At 64.9% G+C, this 12,677-nt stretch carries 13 protein-coding genes; 4 read left to right on the forward strand and 9 right to left on the reverse strand.

What is annotated here, in order from left to right; genetic code table 11:
- Positions 1 to 170 precede the first annotated feature (170 nt).
- A complete protein-coding gene (locus tag ACR64R_RS03305) occupies positions 171 to 869 on the forward strand; it encodes a phosphatidylserine decarboxylase (protein ID WP_487360266.1) in 699 nt (232 codons plus the stop codon).
- Between the two features lie 3 nt (positions 870 to 872).
- Positions 873 to 1,688, forward strand: coding sequence for a CDP-alcohol phosphatidyltransferase family protein (locus tag ACR64R_RS03310; RefSeq protein WP_487360267.1), 816 nt, complete (start codon positions 873 to 875; stop codon positions 1,686 to 1,688).
- Here the strand turns inward: ACR64R_RS03310 and ACR64R_RS03315 are convergent.
- The 4 genes from ACR64R_RS03315 to ACR64R_RS03330 all read right to left on the reverse strand — a co-directional run bounded on the left by ACR64R_RS03315 (position 1,685) and on the right by ACR64R_RS03330 (position 6,210).
- The gene (locus tag ACR64R_RS03315; protein WP_487360268.1) at positions 1,685 to 2,278 is read right to left on the reverse strand and encodes a TetR/AcrR family transcriptional regulator; all 594 of its coding nucleotides are present in this window, start codon (positions 2,276 to 2,278) and stop codon (positions 1,685 to 1,687) included. The two genes, ACR64R_RS03310 and ACR64R_RS03315, sit on opposite strands and share 4 nt — an antisense overlap.
- Positions 2,279 to 2,483: 205 nt before the next feature.
- Complete coding sequence (locus ACR64R_RS03320; RefSeq protein ID WP_487360269.1) at positions 2,484 to 3,299, reverse strand: SDR family oxidoreductase; 816 nt, start codon at positions 3,297 to 3,299, stop codon at positions 2,484 to 2,486.
- Positions 3,300 to 3,441: 142 nt separating this feature from the next.
- Positions 3,442 to 5,661 carry an AMP-binding protein gene (locus ACR64R_RS03325; RefSeq protein ID WP_487360270.1) on the reverse strand — a complete coding sequence of 740 codons (2,220 nt, stop codon included), beginning with the start codon at positions 5,659 to 5,661 and terminating at the stop codon, positions 3,442 to 3,444.
- Between the two features lie 141 nt (positions 5,662 to 5,802).
- Positions 5,803 to 6,210, reverse strand: a complete 408-nt coding sequence (locus tag ACR64R_RS03330) for a tautomerase family protein (protein WP_487360271.1) — start codon at positions 6,208 to 6,210, stop codon at positions 5,803 to 5,805.
- A 111-nt stretch (positions 6,211 to 6,321) separates the two neighbouring features.
- Between ACR64R_RS03330 and ACR64R_RS03335 the strand changes: the two genes are divergently transcribed.
- On the forward strand, positions 6,322 to 7,173 hold the full coding sequence (locus ACR64R_RS03335; RefSeq protein ID WP_487360272.1) for a LysR substrate-binding domain-containing protein: 852 nt from the start codon (positions 6,322 to 6,324) through the stop codon (positions 7,171 to 7,173).
- A 132-nt stretch (positions 7,174 to 7,305) separates the two neighbouring features.
- On the opposite strand, the gene ACR64R_RS03340 is transcribed toward ACR64R_RS03335, so the two are convergent.
- The 3 genes from ACR64R_RS03340 to ACR64R_RS03350 all read right to left on the reverse strand — a co-directional run bounded on the left by ACR64R_RS03340 (position 7,306) and on the right by ACR64R_RS03350 (position 10,794).
- Positions 7,306 to 8,220, reverse strand: coding sequence for a DMT family transporter (locus ACR64R_RS03340; RefSeq protein WP_487360273.1), 915 nt, complete (start codon positions 8,218 to 8,220; stop codon positions 7,306 to 7,308).
- A 40-nt stretch (positions 8,221 to 8,260) separates the two neighbouring features.
- Entirely contained in the window at positions 8,261 to 9,154 is an 894-nt protein-coding gene (locus ACR64R_RS03345) for a DMT family transporter (protein ID WP_487360274.1), read from the reverse strand.
- A gap of 140 nt (positions 9,155 to 9,294) precedes the next feature.
- A complete protein-coding gene (locus ACR64R_RS03350; RefSeq protein WP_487360275.1) occupies positions 9,295 to 10,794 on the reverse strand; it encodes a S10 family peptidase in 1,500 nt (499 codons plus the stop codon).
- Between the two features lie 265 nt (positions 10,795 to 11,059).
- Here ACR64R_RS03350 and ACR64R_RS03355 point away from each other — a divergent pair, with 265 nt between their 5' ends.
- Positions 11,060 to 11,566: an OsmC family protein gene (locus tag ACR64R_RS03355; RefSeq protein WP_487360276.1), complete on the forward strand. Its 507-nt coding sequence runs from the start codon at positions 11,060 to 11,062 to the stop codon at positions 11,564 to 11,566.
- Between the two features lie 49 nt (positions 11,567 to 11,615).
- Here ACR64R_RS03355 and ACR64R_RS03360 read toward each other — a convergent pair whose 3' ends face one another.
- Both ACR64R_RS03360 and ACR64R_RS03365 read right to left on the reverse strand, forming a co-directional pair.
- Positions 11,616 to 11,840 carry a hypothetical protein gene (locus ACR64R_RS03360; RefSeq protein WP_041008353.1) on the reverse strand — a complete coding sequence of 75 codons (225 nt, stop codon included), beginning with the start codon at positions 11,838 to 11,840 and terminating at the stop codon, positions 11,616 to 11,618.
- A gap of 135 nt (positions 11,841 to 11,975) precedes the next feature.
- Positions 11,976 to 12,617, reverse strand: coding sequence for a hypothetical protein (locus ACR64R_RS03365; protein WP_487360277.1), 642 nt, complete (start codon positions 12,615 to 12,617; stop codon positions 11,976 to 11,978).
- Positions 12,618 to 12,677: the final 60 nt, after the last annotated feature.

A 12,677-nucleotide genomic window follows, 5' to 3' on the forward strand; every position in this document is an offset into this window, starting at 1 on the left:
CGTTATCCAGCCTAGGACGGATGAGATAGCCAGGTTCCTACAGTCGACGCTTGAAGTCATGACCATTGGCGACGACACCCGCCTTGCCCATCCTTCCATTGTTGCGTTGCGGGCAGGGGGGCTTTCCGCTATTGAGGCGCAACCTGAAACAGGGACCGCCCCCAAGCCCTATGACGCTTCTCGACTCGGTCAAGAATACGTTCGTTCCGATCCATCGTGAAGGTTATCCCTTCATCGCGGCCTTCGCCGCGGCAACGCTGTTTCTCGGCTATTTCTCCTCGATCCTGTTCTGGATCGGGCTGATTCTCACCGCATGGTGCGTCTATTTCTACCGCGACCCGGAGCGCGTCACGCCGGTCGACGACCGGCTGGTGGTGAGCCCGGCCGATGGCGTGATTTCGGCGGTCGGACCGGCCGTGCCGCCGGGCGAGCTTGGCTTGGGCTCTGGCGAGATGACCCGGATCTCGGTGTTCATGAATGTGTTTTCCTGCCACATCAACCGCGCTCCGGTGCGCGGCCGGATCACGCGCATCGAGCATAAGCCCGGAAAATTCCTCAATGCCGAACTTGACAAGGCGAGCGCCGAGAACGAGCGCAACGGCCTGGTCATCGACAGCCCGAACGGCACGATCGCTGCCGTCCAGATCGCCGGCCTGGTGGCGCGGCGCATCGTGTGCTGGGCCGAGGCAGGCGGGTCGATCGCGATCGGCGAACGCTTCGGCCTGATCCGCTTCGGCTCGCGCGTCGATGTCTTCCTGCCGCCGAATGCCGTGCCGCGCGTCGCCGTCGGCCAGACGGCGGTGGGTGGCGAGACCGTGCTTGCCGAGTTCGGCGGCGCAGCGGCAACGCCCCTGGTCAGGATTTCCTGAGCGTTGGGCGCGCCGTTCAAAAAATTCGAAGCCCATGCCAGCGGCGGTCCGCGCATCCGCGAGATCCCGATGCGCATGGTGCTGCCCAACCTGGTTACGGTGCTTGCGATCTGCGCCGGACTATCGGGCATCCGCTTCGCCTTCGAGAACCGTTTCGAGATCGCGGTGGTCATGGTGCTGCTTGCGGCCTTCCTCGACGGCATCGACGGGCGGCTGGCGCGCATGCTGAAAGCCACATCGAAATTCGGCGCGCAGATGGATTCGCTGGCCGACATCGTCAATTTCGGCGTGGCGCCGGCCCTGGTGCTCTACGCCTTCCTGCTCGACCGCGCCGGCTCGCCGGGCTGGATAGCAGCACTTCTCTTCACCATCGCTTGCGGTATGCGGCTTGCCCGTTTCAACGTGCTTGCCGAAGACCACGACCAGCCGGCATGGCAGACCGAGTATTTCGTCGGTGTGCCGGCCCCGGCCGGAGCGGTGCTGGTCATGCTGCCGCTCTATCTCTATTTCCTGCGGCTCGGGCTGGAGCCATCCCGCGCGGCCGCCTTCATAGCCACCGGGTTCACGGTGCTCGTAGCCTTCCTGCTGGTCAGCCGCCTGCCGGTCTATTCGGGAAAAAGCGTCAAGGTGCCGGGCGACAGGGTGCTGCCGGTCATTCTGGGCGTGGTGCTCTACATCCTGCTCCTGATGACCTACCCCTGGTACACGCTGACTGCCTCGGTCGCGGGCTACCTGCTCTTCCTGCCGTTCTCGGTGCGCGCCTATTCGAAGCGGGCCAGGCTTGAAGGGGAAAAGGTGCCGCCTTCTGATATCGGCTAGATCTGAAGGCCACGGATAAGTAAATCGCTCCATGCCGACACGAAGCGTTCATCGCTTACATCGATCGCGCGCTCGCCCCAGATCGCTTCGAAGACGCGGAACATGGCGACGCTGCCGACGATGACGGCGGCCACCGCCTCGCTGTCGTGCTGACGGAGTTCGCCGCGTCGCTGGTGCTCCCGCAGCCATTCGGCCACTGCGAGATATGTCTTTCTCATGATCTCGTCGCATGCTGTAGCCTTCAGATCCGGAAAATGCTCGAGATCGCGCCACAGAATTCTCAGCACCTCGCGGTTGGCGGCTAGCCTCTCGAGCATGCCTTCAGCGAGGTGCCGGGCTTTCTGGTCGATAGGATGCGTTGTCTCGGCAAGCTCCGAGCGACCCTCTCGCGCGGTTTCGACGAACTTGTCGATCGCCGCGCCCAGCAGCGCTTCCTTCGAGGCGAAGTGCTTGTAGAGGGCGCCGGAACCGCGTGACAGGCCAGCGGCGGCTTGAATTTCAGGGATGCTCGTACGGTCGTAGCCACGATCGGCGAACAGGCGGATGGCTTCACGCAGAATGCGCTCTCGTCCGGTTGATGGCGATTTCATCGTGGTTCCTGTTTCGCTCGGCTTTGTCTCGGGATTCGAGAGGGAGGATAACATCGCTGGGTGATATCCAAGACTGTCCAACTAAAGCATGTCTCCCGAAGGTGGGCCCGGTTTCGGGACAAAGGCATGCTTAAAATCAAAAACTGAAAGCAGGCCGCGTGATCCTTTTTCACGCAACCTGCTTTAAGCGACGCAGCGGTCGCCATCAGGGAGCAATCTGCGCGGAGTGCGCCGGGTGCCTACGTTCCGAAAGCCAGTCCGTCCAGCTTCTCTGGCCAAGCCGTTCGGTTGTTTCGACCAGCCCCATGGCGCGGCTCATCTTCCTGCTGAACGGCAGCGGTATGACGAGGCGCCGGAACCCGGCTGCATCGTGGTATTGCCGGGCGAAGGTCGAAAACGGCATCACTTCGGGACCACCGATCTCCGGCCGCATGCCGCGTTGGCCATCACTGACCGCTTCGGCGAGATAGGTGGCGACATCGCGTGTATCGACAGGGTTTGACGGCGACGCGGGCAGCAGCCAGACCGGCAACCATTTCAGCCCGGCAAGCATCTGCGCCAGAAGGTAGTAGAACGGTGTCGCGCGGACGACAGACCACGAAAGCGGCGACTCTCGCACTAGGCGCTCGGCTGCCAGCTTTACGCGGCTATACGGAAGGGCACAGCCTTCGAGGCCGACAATCGACACGAAGATGAAATGCGAAACACCGGCGCGCTGCGAGGCCGCCAGCAGCCTTCGCGTGCCGTCTATATCGACATCGGACGGGCTGGAAACGAAGTCGATCGGCCTCATTCCTCGCTTGGCGATCGGCGACAGAGTCGCGGCATGGATGACCGTGTCGACGCCGCTCAACGCGTCGTCCAGTCCGGCTCCGGTTGCAAGATCGCCGAGCGCCCATTCCACGGGGCTGTCAGGGCGTTTGCGGGTCAACAGTTTGACATCGTGACCCGACACAATCAGGGCCGGCACCAGATCGCGGCCAAGATGTCCGGTACCGCCGGTGACAAGGATCTTTGCCATTACAATTCTCCCTTGTTTCAAGCCAAAGGTGAGTAAATACTCACTCACCAATGATTGTCCACCCGAGAGAGTGCGGCATACGGCGCGGCCGGGGCCGCGTCGCGGACGGAATTTATTCAGAGTATCGCCGGTGGAGGCGCAACTAGGCCGCCGCGCTCAGTCCAAGCCTGTCGATCGCCAGCTTGCGGGCCGAGTTGTAATCCGTCTTGCCCGAGCCCAGCACCGGGATTTCTTCCACCTTGATGATGTCGTGCGGCACCATCAATTCGGCCGCGCCCGCCTTCTTGCCGAACTGGCGCAGTTCTTCGGCATTGGCGTCGGCGGTGGTGACCAGTACGATCCGCTCGCCGCGCCGTTTGTCGGGCACGGCCACCGCCGCGTGGCGCTCTTCCGGCCAAAGCGACTGCACCAGCATCTCGACCGCGCCCAGCGACACCATCTCGCCGGCGATCTTGGCGAAGCGCTTTGCCCTCCCGCGGATGGTGATGAAGCCGTCGCGGTCGATCGAAACGATGTCGCCGGTGTCGTGCCAGCCTTCCAGCGGCTGCAATTCGCCGGGGCGGTCGGCGCTGATGTAGCCCATCATCATGTTGGGTCCGTCGAGCCAAAGCCGGCCGCCCTCGGTGATGCCTTCGACGGGCTCCAACTTCATGCGGATGGCCGGCAGCGGTCGCCCGACCGTGCCCTCGCGGCCATGGATGGCCGTGTTCACCGCCACCACGGGCGCGGCCTCGGTCAGGCCGTAGCCTTCGACGATCGAGGCCTGGAAGCGGTCGCGGTAGGTGCGCCGCGTTTCCGCCTTCACCGCCTCGGCGCCGGCCACGACGAAGCGCAGGCTGGAGAAGTCGCCGTCCTTGGCGGTGCGGGCATAATTGGCGAGGAAGGTGTCGGTGCCGAACATGACGGTCGGCTTCACCTTGCGGGCGATCTCGGGGATGATCTTGTAGTGCAGCGGCGAGGGGTAGAGGAACAGCTTTATGCCGAGCACCAGCGGCAGAATGGTGCCTCCGGTAAGCCCGAAGGAATGGAAAGCCGGCAGCACGTTGAGCAGGGTGTCGGCCGGCGAGACCGAGACGCGCGCCTCGGCCTGCATGATATTGGCAAGCAGGTTGCGGTTCGACAGCACCACCGCCTTGGGCATGCCTTCCGAGCCGGAGGTGAACAGGATAACCGCGGGTTTGCCCGCCTGCTGCCGCTGCAAAGGCCGGCGCCAAAGAAGCGCGGCGGCGAGCTTGTCCAGGGTCGTCACGCCGGCGCGCACATCCTCCAGCCAAAGCATCCTCGCTCCGCCCGCCTCGACCGCGGCGACGATGTCGTCGATGCCGGCCTTCTCGATGAAGGCGCGGGAGGAAACCACGGTGCGGATGACGGCGGTGCGGATCGCAGCGGTCACGCTCGCCGGGCCGGCGGTGTAGTTGATCATCGCCGCCACGCGCCCTGCCGAGATCAGGCCGACGAAGGTGAGCGCCATGCCATTGGCGTTGGGCAAGAGCACGCCGACCGCCTCGCCGGGCGCCGTCACCGCCTCGAAACGGCGGCCGAGCACGCGCGCGCCGATGAACACCCTGCGATAGGAAAGCGAGCCCGAGATCACGTCCTCGACGATCGGGCGCGAAGGGCCGATGCGGTCGGCGGCGTCGCGCATGGCAAGGAACAGGCCGCGATCGAGATTGGTGCCGTAGAGCCGCGCTTCGGCGAAACGGTCGAACAGCGCGTTGGTGTTCGAGGCCATGTCGGGATTGCGCGCCACGAGTTCGGCGATGGTCATCGGCTCCAGCACGCTCATCGAAAGCCGCGGGAACCAGTGCCTGGGCGCTTTCTCCTTCGGCGTCAGCGACACCGGCAAGTCGCGCGCTCCGGCGACGAAGATCGGCACGATGCGGGCGTCGGCCTGCATGGCGATGCGGGTGATGGCGCGAAACAGCCGGAAGGATTTGACATCCGGCTCGACATAGTCCGGCAAATAGACGGCGAGCCTCCCATTGCCCTTCAGCACGCGCACCAGCCGGCGGCTGACGAAGACATGCTCGGCGTTGAAGGCGATCGTGCGGGCAAGCTCGCGCCACGGCTCGAGCCAGGGCGAGCGCGCCGAAGCCTCATCCAGGATATGCAGCGTGTCGTCGGGAAGCAGAGACAGCATCAGCGCCGGCTCGATGCGCGACTGGTGGGAGATCACATAGATGACCGGCGTCTTGGCGGCGCGGGCAATGCGGATGCGGTTGTCGGCGATACGGTAGGCGAGCTTGAACGGCACATAGAGCAGCGCCTGGGTGAAGCGCAGGTCGAGCCGGAACCTTTCGATCATCGCGATCAGCAGCCAGGCCACAACAAGGCCCGCCAGCAGCGCCAGGGTCAGGATCATGCCGCTCTCTCCCCGCTGTCTCCTCGGCGCGGCTCTTGAGCGGCCGCTTGCGGGGGCAGAGGGTAGCGGAAGTCGGGGGAAGGTCAATGCGGGAAGGTGCGGTCGTCCTCGTCTCTGACAAGAGAGAAGGGGACGACCGCGTCACGCTGCCTTCAGCCTGCCGCTGATGAAGCGGAATTCTTGCGTCTTGCCGCCATAGCCATAGGCCGCGGCCGGCACCTCATGCACGAAGGCGTAGCTTTCCTCATGCACGCCGCCGAGCAGCCGGCCGAAAGCCTCGAAGATGGCCCTGAGATAGGCTTCCAGCTCAAGCTTGGTGTTGGTGCCGTCGACCACCTTGATGTCCAGCCAGAACGTGTGGCTGCCCTGCTCGGCCAGCGACTTGCCGCCGGCGAACCAGTGCCGCGGATCGACATAGGTGACGGCGACCGCGGTGATTGTCGGGTCCTTGCGCAGCTCCTTGGCGGTAATGTCGGTGGCCTCCCTGGCAATGGCGGCGGACAGTTCGGCGTCGGGCTTGCCGGTGACGCTGATATTGATGATGGGCATTTGTCTCTCCTCGGGTTGAGCGCCTGGCGGCTTCGATGAGAGAACCATGTCACTACGCTGGAATCAAAAAAATCGAATTGTTTTTGATAAACACTTCGATAATTTCGAAGTATGGAAACGCTCGATCCCGACCTGCTGAAAACCTTCCTCGCCTTCGTCGACGGCGGTTCGCTTGCCAAGGCTGCGTCCACTGTCGGCCGAACACCGTCGGCGGTGACCGCGCAGATGCAGCGGCTGGAAGAGATCGTCGGCGAGCCGCTGCTGATCCCGCAGGGCAGGGGGCGCGGGCTGAGCCCGGCCGGCGAGGACCTTGTCGGCCACGCGCGGCGCATCCTCGCCGTCCACACCGAGGCATGGCTGGCCCTGAAAGGCGCGCGCGCCGGCGGCCGCATCGCCATCGGCACGACGCAGGATTTCGCCGATCAGGGCCTGCCGGACCTGTTGCGCGCCTTCGCCGCCAGCCATCCGCGCGTCAGGATCGAGCTGCGGGTCGGCCGCTCACTGGAACTCGGATCGGCCCTGCAGGCTGGCCAGCTCGACCTCGCTATCACCATGCGCCATGCCCCGTCGCCGGACGAAGCAGCGGTGATCAGCGAATCGATGCTGTGGCTTTGCTCGGAAAAGGGGCTGGCGGCGCGGCAGGAAGCGGTGCCTCTGGCGCTGCTCGACCCTTACTGCGGTTTCCGCGAAGCAGCGCTCAACGCGCTAGATGCTGCCGGCCGCCGCTATCGCATCGCCGCAGGCAGCGCCAGCCTCGCCGGTTTGCGCGCCGCGGTCGATGCCGGCATCGCACTGACGCCGCGCACACGACGTTTCGCCCATTCGGGCATAATCGAAGCGCCTGCCGATTTCGATCTGCCGACCCTGCCCGCTGCCGATTTCGCCATCCGGCTCGGCCGTGAGGCTCCACGACCGGCTCTGGATCTGGCTGAGCTTCTCGGCAATGGCCTCGCCTTGCCTTGAAAAGAAAAAGCCGACCTTTTGCGGGTCGGCTTCTAGTCGGACGGGTCGAGGGGTTTGGGGGGACTTGGGGGGTGACCCGTCGCACCGATAATGCCTGGATCGCGCGATGGTTCCGTGAACGGAGAAGATTTTTTATCGAGCGGCCGATCTCGCCTTCAGCCAGTCTCGTCCGGCATGGGCGAAAACCGCGCAAAGCACGATGACGCCGCCGATGACGCTGGCCAGCGGTGGGACTTCGCCGAGGAAGACGAGGGCAAACAGGATGGCGAACGGCACTTCGGCGGAACCCAGCAGCCCGGCTTCCGCCGACGGGATCAGCCGCGAGCCTTCCGTCCACAGGATCGAGGCCAGCGCGAAAGAGCAGCCGAAGGCGGCAAGCAGCACCATGTCGCGGGCGGAAACCGCCAGCGGCTCGGTGACGAACCAGCCGAGCACGAAAAGCAGGAAAGCGGAGACCGCTCCGGCCCACACGACCGGTGAGTCGCGGAAAGTGCGAACCATGATCATGTAGAGAGCGCTGCCGGCGGTCATCAAAAGCGCCAGGGCGTCGCCGAACAGATGCCCCTTGCCGAGGCCGGCGCCCACCATGATGGCGACGCCGCAGAGCGATACGGACGCCGCAACCATCGTCTGCAACCGGATTTTCTCCCGCACCAGAAGGAAGGCAAGGAGTGCCGCGATGAAGGGCGATGTCGCGTAGATCACCGCGACATTGGCGACATAGGTGAATTTGAACGCAGAGATGAAGGCGATGCTGGCCGCGGCGCCCTCCAGCGCCAGCAGCCAGCCGCGCCAACCCAATCTCAGGCTTTCGCGCCCGCCCGAGCGCCGGCGGCGCCACAGCACATAGAACGCGATCAGGATCGAGCCGAAAAAACCGCGCCAGCAGGTGATGGTCAGCGGGTCGGCATGGATAGACTTGGTCAGCACGCCGGTTAGCGCGAAGGCTACGGCCGATGCGGACACCAGGATGATGCCGAGCGTTCGCTCGGTCGCTACGTCGGCGGCGGGCGCGAGTTTTTCCGGCATGTCGAGCGCATCCGTCATGGCGTCAGCCTACCTGGCTGCTGCTGACAGCCCTCTGTCATCAGGCCTCCTCCCGCTTGCGGAAATGCTCGTTGCCTACGATCAGCAGGCCGGCGCCGACGATAAGCGCCGCCCCCATGAACACTTCCGTGCGCGGCAGGTCGCCCCAGATGGCGTAGCCCAGCGCGAAGGCCCAGACCAGAGAAGTGTATTCGAAGGGAGCAACGATCGAAACCGGCGCGCGCTTCATGCCTTCGAACAGCACGTACTGCGCCACCCCGCCGAGCGCCCCGACGCTGATGAGAAGAAGGAGCTGCCGCCAGTCGGGCATGTGCCACCAGATGAGCGCAGGTACGGCCGAAAAGAGCAGGAAGTAGAAATTGTTGAGCACGAGTTGGATGATCGTGCGCTCCTGCAGCGCCGTCTTGCGCAAAAGCACCACGGCGATGCCCCAAAGCACGGCCGCCGCCAGCACCAGAAGCACCGGCACGGAGAGGCCGAGCCGCGTCGGATCGCAGGCGATGAAGACGCCGACGAAACCGATGAACACGGCCAGCCAGCGCAGCAGCGGCACCTTCTCGCCAAGGAGCAGCACTGACAGCACGGTGACGATGATGGGTGCTGCGTAATAGATGGTGGTGAGCTCGGCGAGCTGCAGCGATCGCGCGGCGTTGTAGTAGCAAAGCCAGGCGGCAAGCGTGAAGGCGCTGCGCACCAGCATCGGCCTGACGATCGGCGAGTCGAGCGTGTCGGCGAACAGGCGCTTGCCACCGATCGCGGCGCAGGCGACGAGCACACTGATCGAGCGGGCGAACATGATCTGCCACACCGTCATGCCGGCCACGAGGAGCTTGATCGAGGCATCCTGCGCCGAAAACAGGAAATAGGCGGCGGCCGTGAACAGGATGCCGGCCAGCACCCTTTCGCGGCTTTCGAGGACGACGACATCGGCCATTTGGGTTCAGCGTGCTTGCGTGAGGCGGTTCCGCCCCAGTCGGAGCCGTTGCTCCAGCTATACGGGCGAAAGCCTGCAAGGCGCTGCTCCAGCCGGGCGCTTGCGTTGGCGCAGGGCGTTCGTCGCGGGCCGGTCGGGGACTACTGCGTCGCCTGATAGAGCTCCGAGGCAGCGTCCTTCAGCGCGCGCCGTCCATCCGGCCGCAGATACATCATGTGGCCTCCCTCGACGACATCGAGCCGGATCGGCTTGGCGTCGGCCAGCGAGGGAACCTGGTTCACCAGATAGCGCGAGGCGAGATAGGGCGTGACGAGGTCGGTATAGCCGTTGACGATCAAGACGCTCAGCGCCGGGTTGAGCGAGCGGGCGCGCTGCAGGTCGTTCATCACGCCGGCATAGCCCTGGCCTGACGTGCCGTAGTCCCAGTTGCGGCTGATCTCGCCATTGAGCAGCCGGTAGCTGACGTCGGTGCGGTAGTTGAGTTCGTCGCGGGCATAGGCCACGAAGGCGGAGGTCAGCACCGGGACGCTGCGGTCGAGCACCGGATCGGGGGTCCCGTCGCGGGCGCTTTGCGGCGCGATGTCGGCGGTGCCGATGGTGGCGTCGTAAGGGCTGAGCACCTTGCCGGTGGCGCGCTGGAATTCCTTGGCGAAAAGCCCGGTGGGGATGCGGGCGAAATTGCGCTGGACAAGGTCGAGCGGGAGGCCGGTGATTTCCGAAACGCGAGTGCTGGCGAGCTTTCCGCCTTGTTCCAGCCCGCTGTTCAACGCCGTCAGGTAGTCGCCGAGCGCGTAATGCTCGACCTCGGCCAGCCTGTCGCGCAGGGCGTCGCCGGTCACTCCGTCGCCTTTCAGCCGCGTCGCCGCCAGGGAAGGAAGTTCGAGCGCCCAGTGCAACTGATCGAATTGGTCGGGGCGCACCAGCATGAACTCCAGGGCCGGCGAGATCAGCACGACGCCGCTGGGGCTCAGGCCGACGTCTTCCTGCAGCGTTCGAGCGAGCAGGGCCGCGCGAAAACCGCCGTAGCTCTCGCCGGCGAGGAACAGCGGCGATCCCGTGCGGCCGTTCTGCGCCAGGTAGAGCCGGATGAAGGCGCCGACCGAGCTTGCATCCGCGTCGACGCTCCAGAATTCCTTTGGCTCGTGGCCCGGCGCCTCGCGGCTGTAGCCGGTACCGACCGGGTCGACGAAGACGAGATCGCTCATGTCGAGCCAGCTGTCGGGATTGTCGATGAGCTTCTGCGGCGGCCGCAGGAACTCTCCATCCGCGGCCGTCTCGACGATGCGCGGCCCGATCGCGCCGAGATGCAGATAGGCCGAGGCAGCACCGGGCCCACCATTGAAGATGAAGGTGACCGGCCGATCCTTCGCTGGCGCCGGCGATTGCTGCGTATAGGCGACGTAGAAGATCTCGGCCGTGACCTCGCCCTTGGCCGACAGCAGCGACAGCGTGCCGGCCTTGGCCTGGTAATCAAGCTTGCGCCCGCCAAGCGTGATCGAATGCTCGGTCACTTGCGGCGCCGGCAACAGCGACAGCACGCCGCCGGATGGGGCCTGGCGTTCGGGTGTCTCGGCGGCGAGGACTGGCTGGGCGAGGGCGGCGAGCGCCAGTATCGCGAGGGAGATGAGCTTGGATCGCATGAAGGCTCCGATGGAACGAACTCCGCAAACCTATGGCCGGAGCGGGCGAAGTCAAAGGGGCGTCTCAAGACTTGGGTTGCTTGCTCTCCCCAGGGGCGGGGCAGAGATGTCCGGGGCGCGGACGGAGAGAGGTCTTCGCAGGGGGCTACCCTTCTCGTTTTCGTCTTCGGCGAGCCACTTCTGCCGCACCTTCCGTAGGGGCGTGGAACCCACGCCGGAATTATGTGCTATCAACTTCCAACACCCGTTGAAAGGAAAGTGACCTATGGACGCAACCGCGCTCAAAGCCATGCAGGCGCCGCTGAAGGACGCTTATCGCGAGGATGCGGCCAAGGCATTGATCACACTCAGAGCCCGCGGCACGCTCGACGACCAGTCGATCGCCTGCAAGGTGGAGACTGGCCGGGCTCTTGCCGTTGCCGGGCTTCATCCGGCCACCGGCGGTTCGGGCCTCGAACTATGCTCGGGCGATATGTTGCTCGAGGCGCTGGTCGCCTGCGCCGGCGTGACGCTGAAAGCGGTGGCGACGGCGCTGGAGTTCAAGCTCGGCAACGCCGCTGTCGAGGCCGAGGGCGACCTCGATTTTCGCGGCACGCTTGGAGTCGCCCGGGACGCGCCGGTCGGTTTTCGCGAGATAAGGCTGAAGTTCAACCTCGACACAGACGAGCCGCAGGAACGCATCGATTCGCTGATGAAGCTCACCGAGCGCTACTGCGTGGTGTTCCAGACGATCAATAACAAGCCGGCGCTGACGGTGAGCGCACAGCGTTGAAGCTGCCGATCCCCCGAGGGGTAGGATTGGCCGTTTTCAGCGCCTGGCGCTACTGCGCTGACGGCGTCTCCGCATCACCTTCATCCGTGAACGGCGAGGCACTCGGCACGCATTGCACGGCCCAGCCCTGCGGCGTCGGCTGCTTCTGATATTCGGTGATGGCGTTGGTGCACTGTTCGCGGGTGTCGAAGGTGCTGGGCAGCACCACCATCCCGCCTTGCGGGCCGGCGATCACCAGATACCAGACCAACGCTACGCTGGGAGTAGCAGCCATGGGAATTCCTCGCTTTGCTGAAATGTGGGAGTCGAACCGATCCTAGCAACTCCCTTGGTGCGGCGAAAGCGGGGCGGCGACACACGCTTTCGCCGCCCGTTCACAGACCCGTGAACGGGCGGTCGGGTTTCAGGCTCACTCGACCGCGAAGCAGTAGAACAGGCCGCCGCCGCCGGTGCCCCTGAGGGCTTCCTGGCTGCAGCCGCCGCGCGAGGCATGCGAGGAATTCCAGGACTTCGCGGCCGCCGAATCATCGAGCCCGGTGCGGTCGTGATGGCCCATCATGGCGGCGCCCTCGGCGCCGCTCATCGTCCAGTCGCCGCAGGTCTGATCGGCGATCCTGGTGCCGTCGGCCTTGGAGCCGGTCAGCATGTCGTGGCGGTTCGGCTTGTCGCCGCGGCCGTTGATCATCTCGCCCTTCTCGGTCAGTGCGGTCTGCTTTGTGATGCCGTTGGCGTCGCTGTGCAGCGAGGCCACGTCATCGGCGATCTTCTCGCCCTTGGCGTTGAACCAGGGACCTTTGCCGATGCGGTCGCGCGCGTCTTCGGTGCTGGAAGAGAGATAGGCGTGCCAGGTCTTGCCGGTGACGCCGGCCGCTTCCGCCAGCGAGGCGCAATGGGCATCGGCGCCTTTCAGGCCGCCGAGATCAGCGCCCTTGCCGGAGCCGACGCTTGTGACGAAGAAACTCATGGTCTTGCCTTGCGAAAGAGCAACGCCGGCCGTGGCCGCCAGTGCGGCGGCAATGACGGCGGCGGCAAGAAGAGTGGGTCTGCGCATGTCGGTCCTCCGGTTTCGAATGTTCTACATTCGAACAACGTTGCCGGCGGCCTGTTTCAT

This window comes from Mesorhizobium sp. MC2-1-1 (genome assembly GCF_057597255.1).